Raw genomic sequence first — 26,035 nt, forward strand, 5'->3', positions numbered from 1 at the left:
CCCGAGAGTCCGCACATGTGTGAATTACTGGGCATGAGTGCCAACGTGCCGACCGATATCGTGTTCAGCTTTACCGGCCTGATGCAGCGTGGCGGTCGCACCGGGCCGCACCGCGACGGTTGGGGCATCGCCTTTTATGAAGGTCGTGGCTTGCGTCTGTTTCAGGACCCGGCGGCGAGTTGCGAGTCGGAAGTCGCCAATCTGGTGCAACGTTATCCGATCAAAAGCGAAGTGGTCATCGGCCACATCCGCCAGGCCAACGTCGGCAAGGTCTGCCTGTCCAACACTCACCCGTTCGTCCGCGAACTGTGGGGGCGTAACTGGTGTTTCGCGCACAACGGCCAGCTCGCCGATTTCACCCCGATCAAAAGCTTCTACCGCCCGGTCGGCGATACCGACAGCGAGGCGGCTTTCTGCTATTTGCTCAACCGCGTGCGTGCAGCATTCCCGGAACCGGTCGATATAGAAGAGCTGCTGCCGGATCTGGTCGCCGCGTGCGCCGAATACCGCAGCAAAGGCGTGTTCAACTGCCTGCTCAGCGATGGCGACTGGCTGTTCTGCTATTGCTCGACCAAACTCGCACAGATCACTCGCCGCGCCCCGTTCGGCCCGGCGCGTCTGAAAGATGTCGACGTGATCGTCGATTTCCAGGCGGAAACCACGCCCAACGACGTGGTCACGGTGATCGCCACCGAGCCTTTGACCGAAAACGAAACCTGGACCCGCTACGAACCGGGCCAATGGAGCCTGTGGCGACGCGGCGAATGCGTCAGTCAGGGCAAGACCGAATAAGGATTGCACCCCATGTTGCTCAGTTATGTACGGCTGGTGTTGTTTGCGGCGGGCCTGTTGATCGGTGTCCAGGTGCCAGGCTTCATCAACGATTACGCGAAACGCGTGGAGGCGCACCTGATCGAGGCGCAGACCGGCCTGCGCGGTTTTCAGGGCACCGCCGAGCAGTTTTTCAAGGGCGATATGCAGGCGCTGGTGGCGCATTACCGCGCCAGCGAAGACCCGGTGTTTCGTAGCGATGCCGACAGCCTGAGCACCTTGCTCAGCCGCCAGATTGCGCTGGACAAGCAGTTCCAGGCGATGCAAGGGCCGTGGTACATCCGCTTCCTGCAAGTGGTGCTGGCCTCCGACCCGGACATTCGCAAGGAAACCTGGAATGGCTACAGCTACCAGATCCTGCTGACCCCGGAAGCAATGATCTGGGGCATGAGCGGCGCGCTGTTGCTGTCGTTCGGGATTGAATGCGTGTTCCGTCTGATTGACTGGGTGGTGCTCGGTGGCCGGCGCTTGCGCCAGAGCCGACCGATCGAAGACCGCGACGTGCGCGGCCTCTGATGATCGTTCCCACGCTCTGCGTGGGAATGCCTCAACGGACGCTCTGCGTTCGGCTTTCGAGGGACGCGGAGCGTCCCGGGCTGCATTCCCACGCGGAGCGTAGGAACGATCAACTTAAAGCGATGTAGTCCTTGCCCACCTTGATCGCATATCCCTCCAGCACCTGCTGACACAACGTCACAATCTCCTCGACCCACTCAACCCCCACCCGCCACGACACCACCACCTGTAAATTCGGTGGCCGTTGATCAATCGCCAACAAGATCAATTCCCCCCGCGCCAATTCCTCAGCCACCAGCACCGGTGGCAACACGCCAATACCAAACCCATCGCGCAGCAACCGCGTGATCGCCGAGACTGAGTTCACGCAATTCAAGCGCGGCGCCAGTACGCCATTGGCTTGCATCAGCGCCAGAAGATCCTGATGCGGCCGGGAGTTTTTCGAGTAGGTGATGATCCGTTCCAGCGCCAGTTCGGCAAGGTCGGCGTAGTCGCGGTTGTAGATCGAATTACTGGCGACAATCCAGCCTAGCGGATGGCTGGCCAGCTCCAGACTGCGCACGCTTTCATGGCGGATCAGATCGGTTTGCAGAACGATGTCGAGAAAGCCTTTTTGCAGCTGATCGCAGAGGTTCAGCGAAGTATCCGCCACCAGCTCGATTTCCACCCGCGGATACAGATCGGTCATCTGCGCGACCAACGGGCTGAGCCAGGTGTGGATTACCGTGTCCATCACGCCGATGCGCACGCGGCCGACTTTGCTCGAGCGGGTCTCAATCGACTGTTTCAGCGCCGACATGGTGTCGAGCATCTGCTCGGCGTACTCCAGCACTTTCAGCCCTTCGGGCGTCAGGCTGACACCGCGTGAATCGCGCAAAAACAGCTTCACCCCCAGCTCACCTTCCAGTACCGCGATGCGGCTGGAAATCGACGCCTGGGTGGTGAACAGCTTGTCGGCGGTCAGGCGAAAACTCTTCAGTCGGGCGACCCAGACAAAGGTCTCGAGAAACTTCAGGTTCATGGGCAAGGCTCGGGTGACAAATTTTTCTTATGGCTAAGGCGGGTTTTTATTCGTTGGACGCAGCAGGGCCGCGCGACGAAAAATCGACGCATCCGGTCCCCACGATAGGCGTCGTCGGGGCTACGAACAAGACCAATAAAAAACCTGCGGAGATAAGCCATGCGTGCTCCCGACACCCTAGAAGTCCCCAAGGCAACGGCGCGTCCGGGGCCGTTCGACTGGTATCGCAACATCAACCAGCAGGAGCGTCGCACGTTCTGGAGCTGCAAGATTGGCTACGGTCTGGACGGCATGGACACGCAGATGCTCAGCTTCGTCGTGCCGACACTGATCGCGATGTGGGGCATCACCACCGGCGAAGCAGGACTGATTCACACCAGCACATTGATCGCTTCGGCCATCGGCGGTTGGGTTGCGGGGATTCTCTCTGACCGCATCGGCCGTGTACGCACCTTGCAACTCACCGTGCTGTGGTTCGCCTTCTTCACCTTTCTCTGCGGCTTCGCGCAAAACTACGAACAACTGTTGATCGCACGCACGTTGATGGGCTTCGGTTTCGGCGGCGAATGGACCGCCGGCGCGGTGCTGATCGGCGAGGTGATCCGCGCCAAGGACCGTGGCAAAGCGGTGGGCATGGTGCAATCCGGTTGGGCGCTGGGCTGGGGGCTGACGGCGATTTTATATGCGCTGCTGTTCTCGGTGTTGCCGCCGGAAGACGCCTGGCGCGCCTTGTTCATCCTCGGCATCGTGCCGGCGATTTTCGTGATTTTCGTCCGTCGTCTGGTCAAGGATCCGGAGATCTATCGCGAGGCCAAGGCCCAACAAACGCCGGAGACTCAGTCGAAGTTCTACGAGATCTTCGCCCCCGGCATGCTCTTCACCACGTTTCGCGCTTCACTGCTGACCACCGGCGCGCTGGGCGGCTATTACGCGATCACTTCCTGGCTGCCGACCTTCCTGAAAAACGAACGCGGCTTGAGCGTGCTGGGCACGGGGGGTTATCTGGCGATGGTGATTGTCGGTTCCTACGTCGGCTATGTGATCAGCGCCTATCTGACTGACCTGCTGGGGCGGAAAAAGAACTTCATCCTCTTCGCTGTCGGTTCGTTCACCATCGTTCTGCTCTATACGCAACTGCCGGTGAGCAACGGCGTGATGCTGTGGCTGGGCTTCCCGCTGGGCTTCTTTGCCTCGGGGATTTTCAGCGGCATGGGCGCGTTTCTGACTGAACTGTTTCCTACGCGAATTCGTGGTTCGGGGCAGGGCTTTTGCTACAACATCGGTCGGGCGCTGGCGGCATTGTTTCCGCTGCTGATTGGTCTGCTTAGCCAGAAAGTTCCGTTGAGCGTAGGCATTGGCGCCTTTGCGGCGGTGTCCTACGGCGTGGTGATTATCGCGGCACTGAGTCTGCCGGAAACCCGTGGCAAGCAACTCGATGCGCAGTAACTGATAACCTGCAAAGCAAAGTCCTACAGATAAAAAGACAAGCACCTACAGGAGTGTTCACCGTGAGCCGCCTGCTATTGAATTGCGACATAGGCGAGAGCTTCGGCAGTTGGACCATGGGTCTGGACGCCGAAATCATGCCCTTCATCGATTGCGCCAACGTGGCCTGTGGTTTCCACGCCGGCGATCCGAGCATCATGCGCAAGACCGTCAGCCTGGCGTTGAGCCACGGCGTGCAGATCGGCGCACACCCGGCCTATCAGGATCTGGTCGGTTTCGGTCGCCGCTCCATGGCGTACTCCGCGCAAGAGCTGCAAGACATCCTGCATTACCAGATCGGCGCTCTCGACGGCATTTGCAAAGCCCAGGGTGGGCGCGTCAGTTACGTCAAACCCCATGGCGCGATGTACAACGACATGATGGCCAACCCGGCACAATTGCGTGCGGTGATTCAGGCGGTGGCCGCTTACGACCGCAACCTGCCGCTGATGCTGATGGCCACCCGCGACAACGCCGCCGCGCAGCAGATCGGTGATGAGTATGGCGTGATCCTGTGGTTCGAAGCTTTCGCCGACCGCGCTTACGACAGTGCCGGCAAACTGGTTTCACGACAATTACCGGGCGCGGTGCATCACGACCCGGAAAAAATCATTGAACAAGCCCTGACCATTGCCCGTGGCGACAACCTCACCGCCAGCGACGGCAGCGCCTTGCGTCTGCACGCCAACACCCTCTGCGTACACGGCGACAATGCCGGTTCGGTGGCTGCCGTGCAGCGCATTCGCGAGGCCTTGAGTCAGCAGCGTGCCTCATGAACCCAAGGATTGAAGTGGTGGCACTGGATTGCCTGATGCTGCGTCTGTTTGATGAGATCGCCGAAGCCAACATGCCGTGGATGCTCGCTGCCAGTGAGTGTTTGCGCGGGGCATTCGGCGCGCAACTGATCGATCTGGTGCCGTCCTATACGACGTTGATGGTGCATTACGATCTGACTGCACTGAGCCCGAGCCAGGCGCGGGAATTGATTGCCAAGGCGTTGATCGACCTGTCGCCGAATGCGCGAACTGGCGGTCAATGTCATGTGTTGCCGGTCTGGTATGACCTCAGCGTCGGGCCAGAATTGAGCCTGCTCGCCGAGCGTAGTGGGCTGGCAGTGGAGGAGGTGATCCGTCGTCACAGCGGACGTGAATATCAGGTATTCGCCCTTGGTTTCGCACCGGGGTTCGCCTTTATGGGGCTGGTCGAAGAGGTTCTGGCGGCGCCACGTCTTAACACGCCGCGCAAGAAAGTCGCTGCGGGCAGTGTCGGCATTGCCGAGCGCCAAACCGCTGCGTATCCCGTGGTCTCGCCCGGTGGCTGGAACCTGATCGGCCGCACCCCGGCGAAACTGTTCGATCGCACACGTGATGGCTACAGCCTGATGCAACCGGGCGACACCGTGCGATTCGAGGCGGTCAGTCATGCCGAGTTCATCAATCTGGGCGGCGATGACACACCACTGGAGGCGCTGGCATGAGCCGACTGAGGATTGAAGCGAGTACACCGCTGTGCCTGTTGCAGGACGCGGGCCGTTTCGGCGTACGGCATCTGGGCGTGACCCAGGGCGGCGCGGCAGACTGGTGTTCGATGAGTTGGGCCAACTGGCTGCTCGGCAATGGACTGGATGTGCCGGTGATCGAAATCACGCTTGGCGGCTTTGCCGTAGTCGCTGAAGACGATTGCTTGCTGGCGCTGGCCGGAGCTGATCTTGGCGCGCAGATTGAGGGTCAACCGCTGGCGCCGTGGCGCAGTTTCAAGTTGGGTAAAGGACAGAAGTTGCTGTTCACGCAACCGCTGCATGGTGCCCGGGCGTATCTGGCGGCGCCCGGCGGTTTCGACGCTCCGAAGGTCTTGGGCAGTAGTGCGACGGTGGTGCGCGAAGAACTCGGCGGACTCGATGGCATGGGCTTGCCGTTGGCCAAGGGTTCGACGCTGAGTTATCACGGGGAAGCGCGATTGGTTCGCGAAGTGCCATTGGCGTTGCGGCCGGATCTGAAATCGACTGCACCGCTGGATCTGGTGCTCGGCGCGCAGATCGGCCAGTTCAGCGGGCAGAGTCTGTTTGATGTGTTCAACAGTGCCTGGACGCTCGACAGTCGCGCCGATCGCATGGGCATTCGTTTGTTGGGCAAAGCGTTGGAGTATCAGGGCCAGCCGATGATTTCCGAGGGGATTCCCTTGGGCGCGGTGCAAGTGCCGCCGGATGGCCAGCCGATTGTGTTGCTCAATGATCGGCAGACGATTGGCGGGTATCCACGGCTGGGCGCGTTGACGCCGTTGGCGTTAGCGCGGTTGGCGCAGTGTCTGCCGGGGGCGCAGATACGGTTGCGGCCGGTGGTGCAAGACGTCGCGCACCGTGAGCACATCAATTATCTGCAGCGCTTCAAAGATAGCTAGAAGCATCGCGAGCAGGCTCACTCCTACAGGGGAACGCATTCCAAATGTAGGAGTGAGCCTGCTCGCGATAGCGTCCGTCCAGACAAAGCAGGTTATTTGGAAAGAAACCGCATCCCTTCCTCAAGCCCGCGCAACGTCAACGGATACATCTGATCCTCGATCAGATCCCGTACGATATTGGTCGACGAGGTATAGCCCCAGGTGTCTTTCGGGTACGGATTGATCCAGATGAGCTTCTTGTACTTCTCCATGAAGCGCTGCATCCACACGTAACCCGGCTCTTCGTTCCAGTGCTCGACACTGCCGCCGGCCTGGGTAATTTCATACGGCGCCATGGCGGCGTCACCGATGAAGATCACTTTGTAGTCGGCGCCGTACTTGTGCAGCAGGTCCTGGGTCGAAGTGCGCTCCGAGGTGCGGCGCATATTGTTCTTCCACACCGATTCATAAACGAAGTTGTGGAAGTAGAAATACTCCAGATGCTTGAACTCGGTCTTGCAGGCCGAGAACAGTTCCTCGCAGATCTTCACGTGCGCGTCCATCGAGCCGCCGATGTCGAACAGCAACAACAACTTCACCGTGTTGCGCCGTTCCGGGCGCATCTGAATATTCAGCAGACCGGCATCCTTGGCGGTGTGGTCGATGGTGCCGTCGATGTCCAGCTCTTCTGCCGCGCCTTGGCGGGCGAATTTGCGCAGTCGGCGCAGGGCGACTTTGATGTTGCGCGTGCCCAATTCCACCGAATCATCGAGGTTCTTGTACTCGCGCTGATCCCAGACTTTCACGGCTTTGCCCTGGCGCTTGCCAGCATCGCCGACCCGAATGCCTTCCGGGTTGAAGCCACCGGAGCCGAACGGGCTAGTGCCGCCAGTGCCAATCCATTTGTTGCCGCCGGCGTGGCGTTCCTTCTGTTCTTCCAGACGCTTCTTGAACTCTTCGATCAGTTTGTCGAGGCCGCCGAGAGACTGGATCTGCGCGCGTTCTTCGTCGCTTAATGAACGCTCGAACTCCTTACGCAGCCAGTCTTCGGGAATCAATGCCTGCAAGTGATCGTCGAGCTTTTCGAGGCCATTGAAATAGGCGCCGAACGCGCGGTCGAACTTGTCGAAATGGCGTTCGTCCTTCACCAGAATCGCCCGCGACAAGTAATAGAACTCGTCCATGTCGGCGAAGGTCACGCGCTGTTTCAGCGCGTTGATCAGGTCGAGCAGCTCACGCACCGACACCGGCACCTTGGCTGCACGCATTTCATTGAAGAGGTTGAGCAGCATAACGATGGCCCCTGCTTACAAGTGCTTAGCGAGAGCCGCGACGGCTCATGAACGCCAGGCGCTCAAGCAATTGCACGTCCTGTTCATTCTTCACCAAAGCACCGGCCAGCGGCGGAATCGCCTTGGTTGGATCGCGCTCGCGCAGCACCGCTTCGCCGATGTTGTCGGCCATCAGCAGTTTCAGCCAGTCGACCAGCTCTGAGGTCGACGGCTTCTTCTTCAGGCCCGGCACCTTGCGCACGTCGAAGAACACGTCCAGCGCTTCGCTGACCAGATCCTTCTTGATGTCGGGGTAGTGCACGTCGACGATTTTTTGCAGGGTGGTACGGTCGGGGAAGGCGATGTAGTGGAAGAAGCAGCGGCGCAGGAAGGCGTCCGGCAGCTCTTTCTCGTTGTTGGAGGTAATGATGATGATCGGGCGCTTCTTGGCCTTGATGGTCTCGTCGATCTCGTAAACGTAGAACTCCATCTTGTCGAGTTCTTGCAGCAAGTCGTTGGGGAACTCGATGTCGGCCTTGTCGATTTCGTCGATCAACAGAATGACCCGCTCTTCTGACTCGAACGCCTCCCAGAGCTTGCCCTTCTTCAGATAGTTACGTACATCGTGGACTTTTTCATTGCCCAGTTGCGAGTCGCGCAGACGGCTGACCGCATCGTATTCGTACAGACCCTGATGGGCCTTGGTGGTGGACTTGATGTGCCAGGTGATCAACTTGGCGCCGAACGATTCGGCCAGTTGCTCGGCGAGCATGGTCTTGCCGGTGCCCGGCTCGCCCTTGACCAGCAGCGGCCGCTCCAGGGTGATGGCGGCGTTGACCGCCAGCTTCAGGTCATCGGTGGCGACGTAGGCCTGGGTGCCTTCGAACTTCATCTGCTAATCCTCGAACGGTAACGCCGACCTGACGGGCAGGGCGGGGGCGAAATAATCGGATGCCCGACTATAACGCGCAGCCCGGTCGACTGTGAACGCAGACGGCTTATTCAGTCTCTGAATGGGGCGTCACATGTTGACTCAGTCTCGGCTGATGGCCAGTATTCAGGCCTCGTTGATTTGACGATAGCCTTCAGGATGTCCACTGAATCTGTGGCGAGGGAGCTTGCTCCCGCTGGGCTGCGAAGCAGTCCCCATATGCCTGGAGGCGCTGAATTGATGCTATCCATGAAACGACCACGCTTGGCCGCAGTTACTGCACTCTCTGATTGCCGGCTTGCACTGGACTTTGTTGATGGTCGAGCGCTGACACTCGATTTGAGTCGAGATATTCAAACGTGTAAGCAGTTGCAGCCCTTGCTTGATCCCCAAGTCTTTGCGACTGCCATCTTGGGCGATAAAGGTTGGACCGTTGAATGGCCGGCCCCGGACATTCAGATTGGCGCCGATACTCTATATCTGGATGCTTTTCCAGAAATGAACTCTAACCCGCATCCGGCTTAGGCCGTTCATAGCGGGCATTGAATGCCTGTACGAATCCATTGCGCAAAATCTGCAAAAACGCTTCGAACGCGCTGATGTTTTGCTGATGCACGTTACCGCTGAGTTCGACCTTGGTGGCGAACTGGTTTTTCGCCTGGTTCTTCAGCACGGTTTCCGAGCCGCCGACGATGGCCTCCCAGACCGAGCGGAAGATGCTCTTGTTCTTGTTTTCCACGTCCTGCTGCCAGTTGAACACTTCGACGTCGCGCAGCAGGGGTTTGATGTAGCCGTTGACCTGGGCTTTTTTGGCTTGGGCTTCGATCACCACGTCACCGTGGCCTGCGTTGAAGTCGAACTTGCCGTAGGCCGAGGCGAAGTCGTTCATGCTTTTGAGTTCGATGTCTTTGGCGCGCAGGCGGAACTGGAAGTCTTCGAAATTGCTCAGCGGGTCGAAGGTGGCAGTGGTTTCCAGTGGGGCATGCCCGAGCAAAAGCGCTTTGCCCTCGAAACGGGCGTCGCGTTTGCCCTGTTTGTCGACCACGTTGGTCAGGTTGTAGATGCTCGCGTCGACGTTGGTCGCGTTCATGTTCACCGGCGGTTTTGAGTTGAAATTGCGGAAGCTGATCTTGCCGTCGTGAATCTGCACTTCGTCGAGGGTTATCGGCAGCAATTTGCCTAGTTGCGCACGCCAGTCAGTGCCCTGACCGGTCTGGGAGTTCTGCTTGTTGGCTCCGCCATCGACGAAATTGATCTCGGGATTGACGAATTTCACTTGCGCCACCACAGCATGGTCGTACCACAGCGAATGCCAGCTGACCGCAAGATCGATCAGCGGCGCGTTGACGAACGGTACCGGTACCTTGCCGTCGACCTTGACGATCTTCAGCCCATTGATCTTGTAGGCGCCGCGCCATAGGGCAAGGTCGACATCAGTGATCTGGCCCCGATAATCACCCATGTCCGCCAGCTTGCCGTTCAGGTAGTCGCGCACCATGTAGGGCAGGGCGATGTGCAGCACGATCAGCAGCACAACGACGACGGCGAAAATCCCTAGTGGCCAACTGTAGCGACGCTTCATGACGGCAATTCCCTGACGATGTAAGCGATTGACTGTTACGTCGCGCAGACGTTCGACCCGACTGGACTGTGATGGGCAACAGGCATACCTTTGAAGGCTGAATTCAATGCTGCATAAGGACCCAGCCATGAGCCGTATTTTTGCTGACAACGCCCATTCCATCGGTAATACGCCGCTGGTGCAGATCAACCGCATAGCGCCGCGTGGCGTGACCATTCTGGCCAAGATCGAGGGGCGCAACCCCGGTTACTCGGTCAAGTGCCGGATTGGCGCCAACATGATCTGGGACGCCGAAAGCAGCGGCAAACTCAAGCCGGGCATGACCATTGTCGAACCGACGTCGGGCAACACGGGGATCGGTCTGGCCTTTGTTGCCGCGGCCCGTGGGTACAAGTTGATGCTGACCATGCCGGCCTCAATGAGTATCGAGCGTCGCAAGGTTCTCAAGGCTCTGGGCGCCGAACTGGTCTTGACCGAGCCGGCCAAAGGCATGAAAGGCGCCATCGAGAAAGCCGCCGAGATCGTTGCCAGCGATGCTGACAAGTACTTTATGCCATCGCAGTTCGATAATCCGGCCAATCCGGCGATTCACGAAAAAACCACCGGTCCGGAAATCTGGAACGACACCGATGGTGCGGTGGATGTACTGGTGGCCGGCGTCGGCACCGGCGGAACCATCACGGGCGTTTCGCGGTATATCAAGAATACCCAGGGCAAACCGATCCTGTCGGTGGCGGTGGAACCGGTTTCCTCGCCGGTGATCAGCCAGGCGCTGGCGGGCGAAGAGATCAAACCGAGTCCGCACAAGATTCAGGGGATCGGTGCCGGTTTTGTGCCGAAGAACCTGGATCTGTCGATGGTCGACCGGGTCGAGCAGGTCACCGACGACGAATCCAAGGCCATGGCGCTGCGCTTGATGCAGGAAGAAGGGATTTTGTGCGGTATCTCCTGCGGTGCAGCGATGGCGGTAGCAGTACGTCTGGCGGAGACGCCGGAAATGCAGGGCAAGACTATCGTGGTGATTCTGCCTGACTCGGGCGAACGTTATCTGTCGAGCATGTTGTTCAGCGATCTGTTCACTGAGCAGGAGACTCAGCAGTAATCCAGTTGATTCAGGTCAGCCAGGGTTCAGGAACGTTATGCTAATAAATGCTTTGTTGCGCAATTCTTAACACTGAATCTTGTGTCAGGCGGGTTTTTCCCGAAGCCGGTAGTGTTTATCATGGCCGGCTGCCATGCCGGGTAAAAGGCATTGCGCAGCGTTGTCTTTATTCAAGGAGTTGTTGATGACCTTTTCGTTTGCCGCCAAGGCGTTTGTGCTGCTGCTCTTTTTGGGCAGCACGCTCTATGTGCATTTGCGCGGCAAGGCGCGTTTGCCGGTTCTGCGCCAGTTCGTCAACCACTCGGCGCTGTTTGCTCCGTACAACGCCCTGATGTACCTGTTCTCCGGTGTGCCGTCCAAGCCGTACCTGGATCGCAGCAAATTTCCGGAACTGGACGTGCTGCGCGACAATTGGGAAACCATTCGCGACGAGGCCATGCACCTGTTCGACGAAGGCTATATTCGCGCGGCGGAAAAGAACAACGACGCCGGTTTCGGCTCGTTCTTCAAGAAGGGCTGGAAGCGTTTCTACCTCAAATGGTACGACAAACCGCTGCCGTCGGCTGAAACCCTGTGCCCGAAAACCGTGGCGCTGGTCAGTGCGATTCCCAACGTCAAAGGCGCGATGTTTGCGTTGTTGCCGGGTGGCAGCCACTTGAACCCGCATCGCGATCCGTTCGCCGGCTCCCTGCGTTATCACCTGGGATTGTCGACGCCGAACTCCGACGATTGCCGGATCTTCGTCGATGGCCAGGTCTACGCCTGGCGTGACGGTGAGGATGTGATGTTCGACGAGACCTACGTGCACTGGGTCAAGAACGAAACCGAGAAGACCCGCGTGATCCTGTTCTGCGACGTTGAGCGTCCGCTGAGCAACCGCCTCATGACCCGCATCAACCGCTCGATCAGCGCCTGGCTCGGCCGTGCCACCGCACCGCAGAACCTTGATGATGAACGCGTCGGCGGGATCAACCAGGCCTACGCCTGGAGCAAGAGCTTCAGTGACAAGTTCAGTGGCGTGGTCAAACAGTGGAAACGTCGTCATCCGAAGGCCTACCGCGTGATGCGGCCGGTGCTGGCGGTGGTGGTGTTGACGTTGTTGGGGTATTGGCTGTTTGGCTGAGGCTGGATATTGTAGAAAAACCGCTCCTTGTGAGCGGTTTTTTATTATCTGCGAGTCAGCGCCGCCCAGCGAGAACGTCGGGTTCGTCTTCGATGCCTGTAATCAGTAGCTGAAGAAAGCGCTGCTGATTGGCTGATAGCTCGGAGGAGATAAACTTTTCGTCCGTTTTGATTGATCTTTTCTTAGTAGGGGATTTTTTCACGGATTTACGCATGTTCCCGCCCTCGTTGATCATTACTTGAACAGTTTTCACGATACTTTACTCTCCACTGCGAGGACAAGGCGGCCTTCAAAATCAAATTTGAAGCCGAGTTTTGTATAAACAGGAATTGCTCCTGGTATCGGTTCCTGGACTTCAATGCACTTACTGCCGATTATTTGCGCAAACTCATCAATGGCCACCATCGACAAAAGCGCAATACGCTTTTTAAGCGGGTGAGGCACTCCGGACCGCCCCTCCAATCGTACGATCCGAATTCGCTGGCGGCTTTTGTTCGGATTGACGAAACACAGCCCGCACAGCTGTTCTTCAAACCAGATCGCGATATCCAGGGATAAAGGTTCTCGTGACTTCCATTCGGCAATCTCTCGCCAGCAAAAATGCGGATCATCCCAAAGCTCAAACGCATCTAGTGCTTTGGCATCGATAGGTTCAAAGCGTACTTTCGACAAGTCTTGTCCCGCTGGTAGCTGCAACAGAGCAGTGGCGATGCTTGCCTGCTTCCTGGCCAGCGACCGATACAACTGATATCGCAGATAACTCCGTTCCCTTGGCATATGATTTCGAGCATTCCATGTCTCCCCATCGATAGGTGTTGCGGTTGCTCAAAAGCCTATTCAGCTCTCATGCATCCGTCGCTACTGGCCCTTTGTCCAAATCATTGCAATCCATGTCGCCCGCTGGTTATAGTCGGCGCTCGTGAGTCGTAAGCCTCACCTTCCACCCTCTCAAAAAAGATCTGCGCAAATGCCTGCATCCCTCATCAACGCGGTAGTCGATTCAGCGGTCAACGCTGGCGTCGTGCCGTGCGGGAATCAGCAGCCCAAGCAGATCAGTCATTACCCCCCACCTGTCAGTAGCACGCCGGTGTGCGCAGTCGTATCACCGCCGGGCGTTGGCGTTTCGGGCTGATCGGCAGTTTCTGCTGACCCCTGCGCCCGCCAGAAAAACCTACTGAATTTCAGCTTCGGCTGAGTTGGCTTCTTGCCTGACTACAGGTGGTAATCATGTTTGTCCTGTCGAAAAAATCCGCGCTCGCGGCCGCGTCCACGAGCCTGTTCGTTCTGCTGTGGAGCAGCGGCGCGATCTTCTCCAAATGGGGGCTGGCCCACGCGTCACCATTTGCCTTTCTGCTAATTCGTTTCGCGATTGCCTTGTGCGGCCTCTTGTTGTTGGCGCCGCTGCTCAAGCTCAAGTTGCCCAAGGGCGGCAAACCAATGCTGTTTGCGGTTGCCACCGGCGTGGTGTTGTTGGGGGCGTATCAGATTTTCTATCTACTGGCGCTCAACACCAAAGTCACTCCGGGGGTGATGGCGACCATCATGGGTGTGCAGCCGATTCTCACCGTGGTGTTGATGGAGCGGCAGCGCTCGGCGAGCCGGATGTTTGGTCTGGCCTTGGGGTTGGCGGGGCTGATCATGGTGGTTTACCAAGGCATCGGTTTGGCCGGGATGTCCTTGGCGGGGATGCTGTTTGGTCTGCTGGCGCTGGCGAGCATGACGCTGGGCTCGATCATGCAGAAACGCATCACCGACAATCCTCTCGGTACGCTGCCGGTGCAGTACTTGGCCGGTCTGTTGTTATGCGGGATTTTCGTGCCGTTCCAGCCGTTCCACTTTGAGCACAGCACAGGTTTTATCGTGCCGGTGTTGTGGATGGGGCTGGTGGTGTCGGTGCTGGCGACGCTGTTGCTGTATCGGTTGATCGCGCGGGGCAATCTGGTCAATGTCACCAGTCTGTTCTACCTGGTGCCGGCGGTGACGGCAGTGATGGACTATCTGATTTTCGGCAATCGCCTGGCGGCGTTGAGTGTGCTGGGGATGCTGTTGATCATTGTCGGTCTGGCGTTTGTGTTCCGTAAAACCAGCTAACAGATCGTCAGGTGGCGGCTTTTAGGCCGCCGATCGCAAGCAGGCTCACTCCTACAGAGGAACGCATTCCAATTGTAGGAGTGAGCCTGCTCGCGATGGCCTTTTCGGCACCGCACAAATTTATCGGGCCGGCGCCTCAGCCGGTTTCACCACCGCCGGCTTCAACACCAGCCACAACGCCAACGCAATCAACACCCCGCCGTAGATATGCGCCATCGACAACGGCTCATCCAGCAGCAACGCCCCCCACAGCACGCCGAATGGCGGAATCATGAAGGTCACGGTCATCGACTTCACCGGCCCGATCGAACTGAGCAGGCGGAAATAAATGATGTAGGCAAACGCCGTGCAGCCAAGACCCAGGCCCAACAGCGACAGCCAGACATTCCAGCCGCCCCAACTGGCCGGCGGTGCGGTGATCACGCTATATCCAAACAACGGCAACAGAAACAACGTCGCACCGAGCATGCTGCCCAGCGCCGACAGGCGACTGTCCAGACCACCGGCCTGATCCAGCCAGCGTCGCGCGAGGAAACCGGCAAAACCATAACAAGTGGTCGCCAGCAAACAGGCGAGGGCGCCCATCAACAATTGCAGATCGAACGCCACGGGACCGGCGCGGGTCAGCACGCCAACGCCGAACAAGCCGAGGAACACCCCGCCTAGTTTGGCTGCGGTGAGTTTTTCACTGAAGAACAACCCGCCAATCAGCACGCCCATGAGCGGCGTGGTGGCATTGAAGATCGCCGAGTAGCCGGCCGGCAACACCTGGGCCGCGACCGAATACAGCGTCGCCGGAATCCCCGAGTTGATCACACCCAGCAGCATCACGGTTTTCAGTTTGCCTTTGAAATCCCAGCGTACGCGCATCAGCCCGAGGATCACCAGCAGGCCGACGGCCGCAATCGACACGCGAAAGAATCCGGTCGGGATCGTGCCGACCACCGGTGCAATAATGCGCATGAACAGAAAACTCGCGCCCCAGATGGCCGCCAGCGACAACATACGGAAAATATCGACAGGGCTCACGGCGGGTCTCCTTCCTTGATCGGGACGAGAGTGTTGCCGAGCGCCCTGCCGAAGGCAACCGCTAATCGGGCATGCAACTGTTCGTTCAGATCACAAAGCGTGTAACCAGGCCGTTCAAGTCGACGGCCAGACGCGACAGCTCCTGGCTTGCGGCCGAGGTCTGGGTGGCGCCAGCGGCGGTCTGGGTCGAGAGGTCGCGGATGGTCACCAGATTCTGATCGACTTCGCGAGCGACCAAGGCCTGTTGCTCGGCTGCACTGGCGATCACCAGATTGCGCTGGTTGATCTGCGAGATCGACGCGGTGATTTTCTCCAGCGCCTGACCTGCGCTGTTGGCCCGGCGCAGCGTCTGACCCGCCTGCTCGGCGCTGCTTTGCAATGCGCCCACGGTAGCGCCTGTGCCTTGCTGGATGCTGCTGATCATCAGCTCGATTTCCTCAGTGGAGTTCTGCGTGCGTTGTGCCAGCGAACGCACTTCATCGGCGACCACCGCAAAGCCGCGCCCGGCTTCACCGGCGCGGGCCGCTTCGATCGCCGCATTGAGCGCCAGCAGGTTGGTCTGTCCGGCAATCCCGCGAATCACTTCCAGCACTTTGCTGATGTCCTGTGCCTGCGTGGCCAGGCCTTCGGCTTGTTCGGAAGCACCGAGTACCGCATCGACCAGTTCCTGAATCGAACTGATGGTTTCGCTGACCTGCACATGGCCGTGCTTGCTGTCCTCGTTCGACGCGGCGGACGCCTCGGCGCTGGACACCGCGTTGGCCGCGACTTCGTCCACCGCGGTGCTCATCTCCGTGACTGCGGTGGCGGCTTGTTCGATCTGATCGTTCTGCTGTTGCAGGCCGCGAGTGCTTTGCTCCATCACCGAACTCATTTCCTCGGCCGCGGAAGCCAGTTGCTGTGCCGATTCGCTGATGCCGCGAATAGTCGAGCGCAGATTGCCCTGCATCTCGGCCAAGGCGTCGAGCAGATCTGCAGCCTCATCTTTACCAGTGCTGACGATCTGTGCGCTGAGATCACCGGCAGCAATGCGCCTTGCGACATTCAGCGCCTGATTGATCGGGGTGGTAATACTACGCGTCAACTGCCAGGCCAATAGCAGCGTGGCAATCAGGGCAACCACGATGATGGTCGCGACGATCCACAATGCCCGTAGATATATCGTTGCGGCGGCAGCGGCGGCGGTATTGGCGCCTTGCTGATTGAACGAGATCATCTGTTCCAGGGCCTTGTCGAGCAGCGTTCCCTGTGGCGCCAGTTCATTGTTAAGCCGCGTGTAGGCCTGTTCACTTTGCCCGGCGTCGATCTGGCCGATGATCTGTTCGAGGATGTTCATGTACTTGGCCGTGTTGGCATTCAAGCCGTCGAGCATCACTCGTTCTTCTTCGCTGGAGAGCAGGGTTTTGTGATCGGCGAGGCGTTTGAGCAATTCTTCGCGCTGCGCTTTGATGATGCCTTTGCTTCTGTCGCGCACGGCAGGTTGGGTGCTGGTGATCAGGCGCAACGATTCGAGGCGAATGCTGGCGATGTTCGCCGCCGCGACATGGATGTTCTCGATGCTTGGCATCCATGATTCTTCAATCACTGCTGCACTCTCGCGCAGGGTTTTCATCTGGCCCAGCCCGAACAGGCCGACCACCACCAGCAGACCGGCCAAAACGGCAAAGCTCAAACTGGCGCGCAAACCTATGCGCAGATTCCGGATAGACATCAGTGTGCTCCTTGATCTTTGAGGGGGGGGAGGTCGTCCTCGTCAGCGAGGATCTTGTTATGAAGGGGGTAATGGCGGGCTGTATATCAAAGCGCCACTATTTTGGTAAGACCAATCTGGAAGCGTCGCTGTCGGTAAACGCATGCGCAGCAAAGCAACGAGCTAGACGCGTCTGGTCAGTATTGGAGCCGAAACCCAGCGAATTCGCGGGCTGGCGCGGGGCGACAAGAAGAACCGCTCAGGCGATTAACTGACCGAACGGTCGATTAAAAAAACTTTGCTGAAAACTGTGCCGTTGTACAACCCCGACGCAGAATTGGCCGAAATTGCACTTCACGCGCACACGCTTGCGTGGCTAAGCTCAGCACAGATTTCCCATGCACGCAGAGGTCTTATCTATGCCGCAGCAATGGCCCGCCACCGATATCGCCCGCATGATCCTCGATGGCTTTGACGATTACCGCGAGCATTTCCGGCGAATCACCGACGGCGCCCGGGAGCGTTTCGAGCAGGCGCGCTGGCAGGAGACGCAAACGGCGTCGGCGGCACGGATCAATCTCTACGAAGAAAAGGTCGGCGAAACCATCGCTCGCCTGCGCGAATACTTCGATGATGAAACGCTGATGAACGTCAGCTGCTGGCCGCTGGTGAAAAGTGCCTACATCAGCGTCATCGACCTGCGCTTCGATGATGAGTTGTCCGAGACCTGGTACAACTCGATTTTCTGCGGGCTGTTCAGCCACGACCTGATCAGCGACGGCTGCATGTTCATTCACACCACCCGCCCGAGCCTGCGCCGAGCCCGCGCCGCGCAAACCCGCACCTACAAACCGCAGGGGCAGTTGTCGGGGATGCTCGCGAGTATTTTTGCCGATTACCGTTTCAGCGAGGATTACGCCGATCTGCCGGGTGACCTACGCCGCCTCGAAGCGCAACTGCGCGAGAACCTGCCGGACTGGGTGTGCAAGGACCCGGAACTCAGCGTCGAGCTGTTTTCCTCGGTGCTGTACCGTAACAAGGGCGCGTATCTGGTCGGACGCATCTACACCCGCGACGAACAGTGGCCGCTGGTGATTCCGCTGCTGCACCGGGAAGGGCGCGGGATTCAGATCGACGCGTTGATCACCGACGAAGCTGATGTATCGATCATCTTCTCGTTCACCCGTTCGTATTTCATGGTCGATGTACCGGTGCCGGCGGAGTTCATCGGCTTCCTGCGACGCATTCTGCCGGGCAAGCACATTGCCGAGTTGTACACCTCAATCGGCTTCTACAAGCACGGCAAGTCCGAGTTTTACCGCGCGCTGATCAATCACCTGGCCAACACCGATGATCAGTTCATCATGGCGCCGGGCGTGCGCGGCATGGTCATGAGCGTGTTTACGCTGCCGGGCTTCAACACCGTGTTCAAGATCATCAAAGACCGTTTTTCGCCGTCGAAAAACGTCGACCGCGCCACGGTGATCGAGAAGTACCGACTGGTGAAAAGCGTCGACCGGGTAGGGCGCATGGCCGATACCCAGGAGTTCGCCGATTTCCGTTTTCCGTTGAGCAAGTTTGATCCGGCGTGCCTGGAGGAGCTGCTGGAGGTGGCGCCGTCGACGGTGTCGGTCGAGGGCGACACGGTGTTGATCCGTCACTGCTGGACCGAGCGGCGGATGACCCCGCTCAACCTCTATCTGGAAAACGCCAACGATGCGCAGGTGCGTGAGGCGCTGGAGGATTACGGCCTGGCGATCAAGCAACTGGCGGCGGCGAACATCTTTCCCGGTGACATGTTGCTGAAGAACTTCGGCGTCACTCGCCACGGGCGCGTGGTGTTCTACGACTACGACGAAATCTGCTTCCTGACCGAAGCCAACTTCCGCCACATCCCGCAACCGCGCACACCGGAGGATGAAATGGCGTCGGAGCCGTGGTATTCGATCGGGCCGCTGGATGTCTTTCCTGAGGAGTTTCCGCCGTTTCTGTTTGCCGATTCGGGGCAGCGCAAGTTGTTCGATCAGTTGCATGGCGAGCTGTATAACGCGGATTACTGGAAGAGCCTGCAAGAGGCGATTCGGGCGGGGAAGGTCATTGATGTTTTCCCGTATCGGCGTAAAGGCCTCGACAACGAGTAGCTCTTTTAAAAAAACACCCTCACCCCAGCCCTCCCGAAACGTCGGACCGCCCGTAGGGAGAGGGGGCCGACCGAGGTGTCTTGCGCCAAACATTGACCTGAAAGATTTTGGCGATTATGGATTCGGTAAAGCAGTTTCAAGTCGCTGAACATCTTCAGCATCCCCCAATCGGTCCCCTCTCCCAGAGCGAGAGGGGGCCTGCCGAGGTGCCTCAAGTCGAACGCCTACCTGAAAGGCCTTGGCGATTATGGATTCGGTAAATTTCTTTCAGGTCGATGGGCCTCTGGAATATCCCCCAATCGGTCCCCTCTCCCTTTGGGAGAGGGCTAGGGTGAGGGCTGCAATCCCCCTGACACGCCACAAATCCGCCAAATCTGCGACAATCCGCCCCCTGCATAAATAGACGACCGAATTGCCTACCCGATGACCGACGAATCGCCCTCCATCGACAAACTGCTGAAGAACCTCGATCACGCCATGCTCGCCGACCGTCACCGGCTGCGGCGGCAGTTGCTTGAGCTGCGCAAGAAACCCGACGAGGCCAAACTGGCCCAGTGGGTGACGCGCATGCAGGCGTCCTGTGATCAGGTGCTGGCCCGCCGCGCTAGCCTGCCGGTGATTCGTTACGACGACAGTTTGCCGATTGCGGCCAAGCGCGACGAGATCAAGAAGGCGCTGGAAAAGCATCAAGTGCTGATCATCGCCGGCGAAACCGGCTCGGGTAAAACCACCCAGTTGCCAAAAATCTGTCTGGAAATCGGTCGCGGCCAGCATGGTCTGATCGGCCACACCCAACCGCGTCGAATCGCTGCGCGCAGCGTCGCCAGCCGGGTCGCCGAAGAACTCGCTACGCCGCTCGGTGCGCTGGTCGGCTATCAGGTGCGTTTCGAGGATCAAAGCGATTCCAACACCCTGATCAAGCTGATGACCGACGGTATTCTGCTGGCGGAAACCCAGAACGATCGCTACCTCGAACGCTACGACACGATCATCGTCGACGAAGCCCACGAACGCAGCCTCAACATCGACTTCCTGCTCGGCTACCTGAAAACCCTGCTGCCGCGTCGCCCGGACCTGAAAGTCATCATCACCTCGGCGACCATCGATCTGGAGCGCTTCTCCAAGCACTTCGACGATGCGCCAATTGTCGAAGTCTCCGGCCGCACCTTCCCGGTGGACACCTGGTATCGCCCGCTGACCCTGGAGCAGGACGAAGAGGGCAACCGCGTCGAAGACGACCTGACGGTGGATCAGGCGATTCTCGCGACCCTTGATGAAATCGCCGCTTACGAGCGCAGCGAGCGTCGCAGCCCCGGTGACGTGCTGGTGTTCCTGCCCGGCGAGCGCGAGATTCGCGACGCTGCCGACATGCTGCGCAAGGCGCAGATCAAACACACTGAAATCCTGCCGTTGTACGCGCGCTTGTCGCCCGCCGAGCAGCAGCGGATTTTCCAGTCGCACCCGGGCCGTCGCGTGGTGCTGGCGACCAACGTCGCCGAGACCTCGTTGACTGTGCCGGGCATTCGTTACGTGATCGACAGCGGCACCGCGCGCATCAGCCGCTACAGCTATCGCGCCAAGGTCCAGCGTCTGCCGATCGAGGCGATTTCCCAGGCCAGCGCCAACCAGCGTAAAGGTCGTTGCGGGCGGGTTGAGCCGGGCATTTGTATTCGGCTGTACAGCGAAGAAGATTTTAACGGGCGCCCGGAATTCACCGATCCAGAGATTCTGCGCACCAACCTCGCTGCCGTGATTCTGCAGATGCTGCATCTGCGTCTCGGCGAGATCACCGCGTTCCCGTTTATCGAGCCGCCGGATGGCAAGGCGATCAGCGACGGTTTCAATCTGCTGCAAGAACTCTCGGCGGTGGATCGCAACAGTCAGTTGACCCCGCTCGGTCGTCAACTTGCGCGCCTGCCGGTCGACCCGCGCATGGGCCGCATGCTGCTTGAAGCGGCCAAGCTCGGCAGTTTGCAGGAAGTGCTGATCGTCGCCAGTGCGATGTCGATTCAGGACCCGCGCGAGCGTCCCCCGGAGCGTCAACAAGCCGCTGATCAAGCCCACGCGCAATGGAAAGACGTTGATTCTGACTTCGCCGGACTGGTGAATCTGTGGCGCGGTTTCGAAGAGCAGCGCCAAGCATTGACCGCGAGCCCGCTGCGCAACTGGTGCCGCAAAAACTTCCTCAACTATCTGCGTCTGCGCGAGTGGCGCGACTCGCATCGGCAGTTGAGCCTGATCTGCCGCGACATGCAGCTGAGCCTCAACAAAGAGCCGGCGGATTACCCGAAACTGCACAAAGCGGTGCTGGTCGGCTTGCTCAGCCAGATCGGTCAGAAAACCGAGGATGGGGATTACCTCGGCGCGCGTCAGCGACGTTTCTGGATTCACCCGTCGTCGGGCATCGGCAAGAAGCGACCGCAATGGCTGATGACCGCTGAGCTGGTGGAAACCACCAAGCTTTATGCACGCATGGTCGCCAAGATCGACGCCGACTGGATCGAGCCGTTGGCCGGGCACCTGATCAAGAAAAACCACTTCGAACCGCATTGGGAAAAGAAGCGCGGCCAGGTCGTGGCCTACGAGCAGATCACTCTGTTCGGGCTGATCGTGGTCGGCCGCCGGCCGGTGCATTACGGCCCGGTGGATCCGGTGGTTTCTCGCGAATTGTTTATCCGTGAAGGTCTGGTGCGTGGCGAGATTCAATCGAAAGCCAAGTGCCTGACCGCCAACCAACAGTTGCTTGAACAGCTCGACGAACTGGAAGCAAAAGCCCGTCGTCGCGACATTCTCGCGGATGAAGAAACCCTGTACGCGTTCTACGACGCGCGGTTGCCGGCGGAGATTCACCAGACCGCGACCTTCGACAGTTGGTACCGCATCAACAGCCAGAAGAATCCGCAGTTGTTGATCATGCGCGAAGAAGACGTGCTGGCCCGCGAAGCCAGTGAAGTCACCGCGCGGGATTACCCGGACACGTTGCACATCGGCGATCTGGAGTTGGCACTGACCTACCACTTCGAACCCAATCATCCGCGCGACGGCGTGACTCTGCGCGTGCCGGCCCCGCTGTTGCCGATGCTGCCACCGGAACGCCTGGAATGGCTGGTGCCGGGGCTGATCGAGGCCAAGTGCATCGCCCTTGTGCGCAACCTGCCGAAGGCCCTGCGCAAGAACTTCGTGCCGGTGCCGGACTTCATCAAAGCTGCGCTGCAACGCATGACCTTTGCCGAGGGTTCGTTGCCGCAAGCGCTCGGTCGCGAACTGCTGCGCATGACTGGCGCGCGGGTCAGCGACGAGGCGTGGGCCGAAGCCGAGCAAGGCGTCGAGGGGCATCTGCGGATGAACCTGGAAATTGTCGACGGCCAAGGCAAATTCCTCGGCGAAGGTCGCGATCTGGCCGAGCTGACCGCACGGTTTGCCGAAGCCAGTCAGGCCGCGCTGGCGGTGCCGCAGAGTGCGAAAAGTCAGCAACCGGTGGAGGCCAAGGTCTTCGCCCCGGTGGCAGAAAAGACTCAACAGAAGATCGCCGGGCTGTCGATGACGGTATATCCGGCGCTGGTTGAAGAGGGCGGCACGGTCAAGGAAGGGCGCTTCTCGACCCCGGCCGAAGCCGAATTCCAGCATCGTCGCGCCTTGCAGCGGTTGTTGATGCAGCAACTTGCGGAACCGGCCAAGTTCCTGCGTGGCAAGTTGCCGGGGCAGACTGAGCTGGGCTTGCTCTATCGCGAGTTGGGCCGGGTTGATGCGCTGGTCGAAGACATTCTGCTGGCGAGCCTCGACAGCTGCATTCTCGAAGGCGAAGACCCGTTGCCCCGCGACGGCGCCGGTTTGGCGGCACTGGCCGAGCGCAAACGCGGCAACTGGACCGAGCACGCCGAGCGCGTGGCCCGGTTGACCCTGGAGATTCTCAAGCTGTGGCACGGCCTGCAAAAGCGCTTCAAGGGCAAGATCGATCTGGCCCAGGCCGTGGCGCTCAATGACATCAAGCAGCAAATCAACAATCTGGTGTATCCGGGGTTTGTCCGCGAAACGCCGATGCAGTGGCTTAAGGAGTTGCCGCGTTACCTGAAAGCGGTCGAGCAGCGTTTCGAAAAGCTCGGCGCGCAGGTGCAGAAGGATCGGGTCTGGAGCGGCGAACTCGCCGGCCTCTGGGGGCAATACCAGACTCGTGCGGCGAAACATGCCCAGGAAGGCAAACGCGATCCGCAGCTTGAGCTGTATCGCTGGTGGCTGGAGGAATACCGGGTGTCGCTGTTCGCCCAGCAGTTGGGGACGAAAGTTCCGATCTCCGACAAACGCCTGAACAAGCAGTGGAGCCAGGTCGAACCGTAACGCTGATCGTTCCCTCGCTCTGCGTGGGAATGCCTCTGGGGACGCTCCGCGTCCAGTGACGCGGAGCGTCACGGGCTGCATTCCCACGCAGGAGCGTGGGAACGATCATCCGTGTTGATCTTGAGAAAGGCGCCAAAACCCCGCGTTTATGGCAAACTTCGCGACCATAAACGCCGGTTTCGCGACCCAGAGCCTTCGGCCGGTTCGCGCGACGGAATAAAGCGATGCCAGGTTTGCGTCCCCCGGATGGGAATAGACCCTTTGTGTGTTGGTACGACGGTTCCAGCACTTTCTGCCTGAACAGATTAGAGAAACGACCATGCATAACGTCGTCATCAGCGGCACCGGCCTGTACACCCCGGCCAACAGCATCTCCAATGAAGAGCTGGTGCAGTCTTTCAATACCTACGTCGCCCAGTTCAACGCCGACAACGCCGAGGCCATTGCCAGCGGCGAGGTCCAGGCCCTGACTGAATCCAGCGCCGCGTTCATCGAAAAAGCTTCAGGCATCAAGAGCCGCTTTGTCATGGACAAGGACGGCATCCTCGATCCGCAACGCATGGCCCCGCGTCTGCCGGAGCGTTCCAACGACGAATGGTCGGTGCTTTGCCAGATGGCTATCGGCGCTGCCGAACAGGCCCTGCAACGTGCCGGCAAAACTGCTGCCGACATCGACGGCGTCATCGTTGCCTGTTCCAACCTGCAGCGCGCCTACCCGGCCATCGCCATCGAAGTCCAGGAAGCTCTGGGCATTCAGGGTTTCGGTTTCGACATGAACGTGGCCTGTTCCTCGGCGACTTTCGGCATCCAGGCTGCTGCCAACAGCGTGCAGCTGGGCCAGGCCCGGGCGATCCTGATGGTCAACCCGGAAGTCTGCACCGGTCACCTGAACTTCCGTGACCGCGACAGCCACTTCATCTTTGGCGATGCCGCGACGGCAGTGATCATCGAGCGCGCTGAGACCGCGACGTCCAAACACCAGTTCGACGTGGTCAGCACCAAGCTGCTGACCAAGTTCTCCAACAACATCCGCAACAATTTCGGTTTCCTCAACCGCGCGGCGGAAGAGGGCATTGGTGCCCGCGACAAACTGTTCGTGCAGGAAGGCCGCAAGGTGTTCAAGGATGTCTGCCCGATGGTTGCCGAGCTGATCGGCGAACATCTGCAAGAGAACCAGCTTAACGTCGGCGACGTGAAGCGCTTCTGGCTGCACCAGGCCAACTTGAGCATGAACCACCTGATCGTGCGCAAGTTGCTGGGTCGCGAAGCCACTGAAGAAGAAGCCCCGGTGATTCTCGACACCTACGCCAACACCAGCTCGGCGGGTTCGGTGATTGCTTTCCACAAGTATCAGGATGATCTGGCTGCCGGTTCGCTGGCGGTGTTGAGTTCGTTCGGTGCAGGCTATTCGATCGGTAGCGTGATTCTGCGCAAGCGTTGAAAATCGGTTTAATTTCCTCCTAATCGCGCCGACCTTTCCTACATCCGAATCGGCTCAAACGCTGTAATTTTTCGGAAATGGCGGCAGGTGAAGACCTGCCGCTATCATTTTCGGAATCGGCACAAGGAGATTTTTGGATGGCGGCTGACGACACCCAACTGCTTGCGCGCCTGCTGGCGGGTGAGCAAAAGGCTTTCAAGGAACTGGTGACGACGTATCAGAGCGCTATGCGCGCCGTGGCGTATGCGATTGTCGGCCAGCGTCATGTCGAAGAAGTGGTGCAGGATGCCTGGCTATCGGTGGTGCGCCACATCGCCAGTTTCGAAGGTCGCTCCAGTCTCAAGACCTGGCTGCTGACCATCACGGCCAACTCGGCCAAAAGCCGTTATAAACAAAATCGCCGGGAAGTGTTGATGGATGATCTGCCGTCACCCCATGGCACGATCGACGATGACCGCTTTTCTCCCGGTGACGGCCATTGGCTGGTTGCCCCGTTCGCCTGGCATCAGGACACCCCGGAAGCCTTGCTGACCGAAGGTGAATTGCGTGACTGTCTGGAGCACACCCTGCTGAACCTGTCGGAACTGCAAAGCAGCGTTTTGTTGTTGCGCGAACGCCAGGGGCTGGAGCTGGAGGAGATCTGTAATCTTCTGGAGATCTCGCTCTCCAATGTCCGTGTGCTGCTGCATCGTGCGCGGCTGAAAGTCTTCGCGACCGTGGAGCATTTTGAGGAGACCGGAGAATGCTGACCTGTAAGGAACAAGTGGCGCGCTCCAGCGATTATCTCGATGGCCAATTGAGCTTTCGCGAAAAGCTGATGGTGCGTCATCATCTGATGTTCTGCCCGAACTGTCGGCGTTTCATTCGCCAGATGCGTTTGATGCAAGCGACCTTGAAGGCGATGCCGGAACCACCGCTGGAAGGCGTCGAAGAACTGGCCGAACGCCTGGCCGAGCAACGACGAAAAGATAACCCCCTGTAGGAGCTGTCGAGTGAAACGAGGCTGCGATCTTTTGATCTTGTTTTCAAGATCAAAAGATCGTCCGATCGCGGCCCGAGCCTTCGGCAGC

The 26,035-nt window shown here is 59.0% G+C and carries 24 protein-coding genes; 16 read left to right on the forward strand and 8 right to left on the reverse strand.

Going from position 1 to position 26,035, the window contains the following annotated elements:
- Window positions 1-15 precede the first annotated feature (15 nt).
- Complete coding sequence (locus J0G10_RS08285) at window positions 16-792, forward strand: class II glutamine amidotransferase (RefSeq protein ID WP_220558277.1); 777 nt, start codon at window positions 16-18, stop codon at window positions 790-792.
- A 12-nt stretch (window positions 793-804) separates the two neighbouring features.
- On the forward strand, window positions 805-1,347 hold the full coding sequence (locus J0G10_RS08290) for a DUF2937 family protein (RefSeq protein WP_220558278.1): 543 nt from the start codon (window positions 805-807) through the stop codon (window positions 1,345-1,347).
- 109 nt (window positions 1,348-1,456) lie between these two features.
- Here the strand turns inward: J0G10_RS08290 and J0G10_RS08295 are convergent, their stop codons facing one another.
- Window positions 1,457-2,368, reverse strand: a complete 912-nt coding sequence (locus J0G10_RS08295) for a LysR family transcriptional regulator (protein ID WP_220558279.1) — start codon at window positions 2,366-2,368, stop codon at window positions 1,457-1,459.
- Between the two features lie 159 nt (window positions 2,369-2,527).
- Between J0G10_RS08295 and J0G10_RS08300 the strand changes: the two genes are divergently transcribed.
- From J0G10_RS08300 to J0G10_RS08315, 4 genes are all read left to right on the forward strand, one after another.
- The gene (locus J0G10_RS08300) at window positions 2,528-3,814 is read left to right on the forward strand and encodes an MFS transporter (protein ID WP_034153180.1); all 1,287 of its coding nucleotides are present in this window, start codon (window positions 2,528-2,530) and stop codon (window positions 3,812-3,814) included.
- Window positions 3,815-3,876: 62 nt separating this feature from the next.
- Window positions 3,877-4,629 carry a 5-oxoprolinase subunit PxpA gene (locus J0G10_RS08305; protein ID WP_220558280.1) on the forward strand — a complete coding sequence of 251 codons (753 nt, stop codon included), beginning with the start codon at window positions 3,877-3,879 and terminating at the stop codon, window positions 4,627-4,629.
- Entirely contained in the window at window positions 4,626-5,330 is a 705-nt protein-coding gene (locus J0G10_RS08310; protein ID WP_220558281.1) for a 5-oxoprolinase subunit B family protein, read from the forward strand. Before J0G10_RS08305 ends, J0G10_RS08310 begins: the two co-directional genes overlap by 4 nt.
- Window positions 5,327-6,250: a 5-oxoprolinase subunit C family protein gene (locus J0G10_RS08315; protein WP_095049263.1), complete on the forward strand. Its 924-nt coding sequence runs from the start codon at window positions 5,327-5,329 to the stop codon at window positions 6,248-6,250. The genes J0G10_RS08310 and J0G10_RS08315 overlap by 4 nt, the downstream gene beginning before the upstream one ends.
- 92 nt (window positions 6,251-6,342) lie before the next feature.
- On the opposite strand, the gene J0G10_RS08320 is transcribed toward J0G10_RS08315, so the two are convergent.
- Window positions 6,343-7,521 carry a vWA domain-containing protein gene (locus J0G10_RS08320; protein ID WP_007911295.1) on the reverse strand — a complete coding sequence of 393 codons (1,179 nt, stop codon included), beginning with the start codon at window positions 7,519-7,521 and terminating at the stop codon, window positions 6,343-6,345.
- 25 nt (window positions 7,522-7,546) lie between these two features.
- On the reverse strand, window positions 7,547-8,392 hold the full coding sequence (locus J0G10_RS08325; RefSeq protein WP_025110627.1) for an AAA family ATPase: 846 nt from the start codon (window positions 8,390-8,392) through the stop codon (window positions 7,547-7,549).
- A gap of 288 nt (window positions 8,393-8,680) precedes the next feature.
- Here J0G10_RS08325 and J0G10_RS08330 point away from each other — a divergent pair, with 288 nt between their 5' ends.
- A complete protein-coding gene (locus J0G10_RS08330; protein ID WP_245398029.1) occupies window positions 8,681-8,956 on the forward strand; it encodes a DUF2442 domain-containing protein in 276 nt (91 codons plus the stop codon).
- Here J0G10_RS08330 and J0G10_RS08335 read toward each other — a convergent pair.
- Window positions 8,937-10,013 (reverse strand): DUF748 domain-containing protein, encoded by a 1,077-nt coding sequence (locus J0G10_RS08335; protein WP_220558282.1) that lies wholly within the window; start codon window positions 10,011-10,013, stop codon window positions 8,937-8,939. The genes J0G10_RS08330 and J0G10_RS08335 overlap by 20 nt on opposite strands.
- A 127-nt stretch (window positions 10,014-10,140) precedes the next feature.
- On the opposite strand from J0G10_RS08335, the gene cysK reads away from it, so the two are divergent.
- Together cysK and J0G10_RS08345 are read left to right on the forward strand one after the other, a co-directional pair.
- Window positions 10,141-11,115, forward strand: coding sequence for a cysteine synthase A (gene cysK / locus J0G10_RS08340; protein WP_095119080.1), 975 nt, complete (start codon window positions 10,141-10,143; stop codon window positions 11,113-11,115).
- Window positions 11,116-11,299: 184 nt separating this feature from the next.
- Window positions 11,300-12,238 carry an aspartyl/asparaginyl beta-hydroxylase domain-containing protein gene (locus J0G10_RS08345; protein ID WP_220558283.1) on the forward strand — a complete coding sequence of 313 codons (939 nt, stop codon included), beginning with the start codon at window positions 11,300-11,302 and terminating at the stop codon, window positions 12,236-12,238.
- A gap of 55 nt (window positions 12,239-12,293) precedes the next feature.
- Here J0G10_RS08345 and J0G10_RS08350 read toward each other — a convergent pair whose 3' ends face one another.
- Together J0G10_RS08350 and J0G10_RS08355 are read right to left on the reverse strand one after the other, a co-directional pair.
- On the reverse strand, window positions 12,294-12,491 hold the full coding sequence (locus J0G10_RS08350; RefSeq protein ID WP_220558902.1) for a hypothetical protein: 198 nt from the start codon (window positions 12,489-12,491) through the stop codon (window positions 12,294-12,296).
- Window positions 12,488-12,910: a hypothetical protein gene (locus J0G10_RS08355; protein ID WP_309475315.1), complete on the reverse strand. Its 423-nt coding sequence runs from the start codon at window positions 12,908-12,910 to the stop codon at window positions 12,488-12,490. Before J0G10_RS08355 ends, J0G10_RS08350 begins: the two co-directional genes overlap by 4 nt.
- A gap of 295 nt (window positions 12,911-13,205) precedes the next feature.
- Between J0G10_RS08355 and J0G10_RS08360 the strand changes: the two genes are divergently transcribed.
- Together J0G10_RS08360 and J0G10_RS08365 are read left to right on the forward strand one after the other, a co-directional pair.
- Complete coding sequence (locus tag J0G10_RS08360; protein ID WP_162835961.1) at window positions 13,206-13,370, forward strand: hypothetical protein; 165 nt, start codon at window positions 13,206-13,208, stop codon at window positions 13,368-13,370.
- A 95-nt stretch (window positions 13,371-13,465) separates the two neighbouring features.
- Window positions 13,466-14,329: a DMT family transporter gene (locus J0G10_RS08365; RefSeq protein WP_220558285.1), complete on the forward strand. Its 864-nt coding sequence runs from the start codon at window positions 13,466-13,468 to the stop codon at window positions 14,327-14,329.
- 120 nt (window positions 14,330-14,449) lie between these two features.
- On the opposite strand, the gene J0G10_RS08370 is transcribed toward J0G10_RS08365, so the two are convergent.
- Together J0G10_RS08370 and J0G10_RS08375 are read right to left on the reverse strand one after the other, a co-directional pair.
- Window positions 14,450-15,358, reverse strand: a complete 909-nt coding sequence (locus J0G10_RS08370) for a DMT family transporter (RefSeq protein ID WP_095049271.1) — start codon at window positions 15,356-15,358, stop codon at window positions 14,450-14,452.
- A gap of 85 nt (window positions 15,359-15,443) precedes the next feature.
- A complete protein-coding gene (locus J0G10_RS08375; protein ID WP_220558286.1) occupies window positions 15,444-17,069 on the reverse strand; it encodes a methyl-accepting chemotaxis protein in 1,626 nt (541 codons plus the stop codon).
- Between the two features lie 398 nt (window positions 17,070-17,467).
- Here J0G10_RS08375 and aceK point away from each other — a divergent pair, with 398 nt between their 5' ends.
- The 5 genes from aceK (at window position 17,468) to J0G10_RS08400 (ending at window position 25,947) form a co-directional block, all read left to right on the forward strand.
- The gene (gene aceK / locus J0G10_RS08380; RefSeq protein ID WP_095125562.1) at window positions 17,468-19,189 is read left to right on the forward strand and encodes a bifunctional isocitrate dehydrogenase kinase/phosphatase; all 1,722 of its coding nucleotides are present in this window, start codon (window positions 17,468-17,470) and stop codon (window positions 19,187-19,189) included.
- A 423-nt stretch (window positions 19,190-19,612) separates the two neighbouring features.
- The gene (gene hrpA, locus J0G10_RS08385) at window positions 19,613-23,524 is read left to right on the forward strand and encodes an ATP-dependent RNA helicase HrpA (RefSeq protein WP_220558287.1); all 3,912 of its coding nucleotides are present in this window, start codon (window positions 19,613-19,615) and stop codon (window positions 23,522-23,524) included.
- A 319-nt stretch (window positions 23,525-23,843) separates the two neighbouring features.
- Window positions 23,844-24,965 (forward strand): beta-ketoacyl-ACP synthase III, encoded by a 1,122-nt coding sequence (locus tag J0G10_RS08390; RefSeq protein WP_095049275.1) that lies wholly within the window; start codon window positions 23,844-23,846, stop codon window positions 24,963-24,965.
- A 137-nt stretch (window positions 24,966-25,102) separates the two neighbouring features.
- Window positions 25,103-25,714: an RNA polymerase sigma factor gene (locus tag J0G10_RS08395; protein WP_093438125.1), complete on the forward strand. Its 612-nt coding sequence runs from the start codon at window positions 25,103-25,105 to the stop codon at window positions 25,712-25,714.
- Window positions 25,708-25,947 carry an anti-sigma factor family protein gene (locus J0G10_RS08400; protein WP_095049277.1) on the forward strand — a complete coding sequence of 80 codons (240 nt, stop codon included), beginning with the start codon at window positions 25,708-25,710 and terminating at the stop codon, window positions 25,945-25,947. Before J0G10_RS08395 ends, J0G10_RS08400 begins: the two co-directional genes overlap by 7 nt.
- The last annotated feature ends 88 nt before the right edge of the window (window positions 25,948-26,035 follow it).

Source organism: Pseudomonas germanica, assembly GCF_019614655.1.
GTDB lineage: Bacteria > Pseudomonadota > Gammaproteobacteria > Pseudomonadales > Pseudomonadaceae > Aquipseudomonas > Aquipseudomonas neuropathica.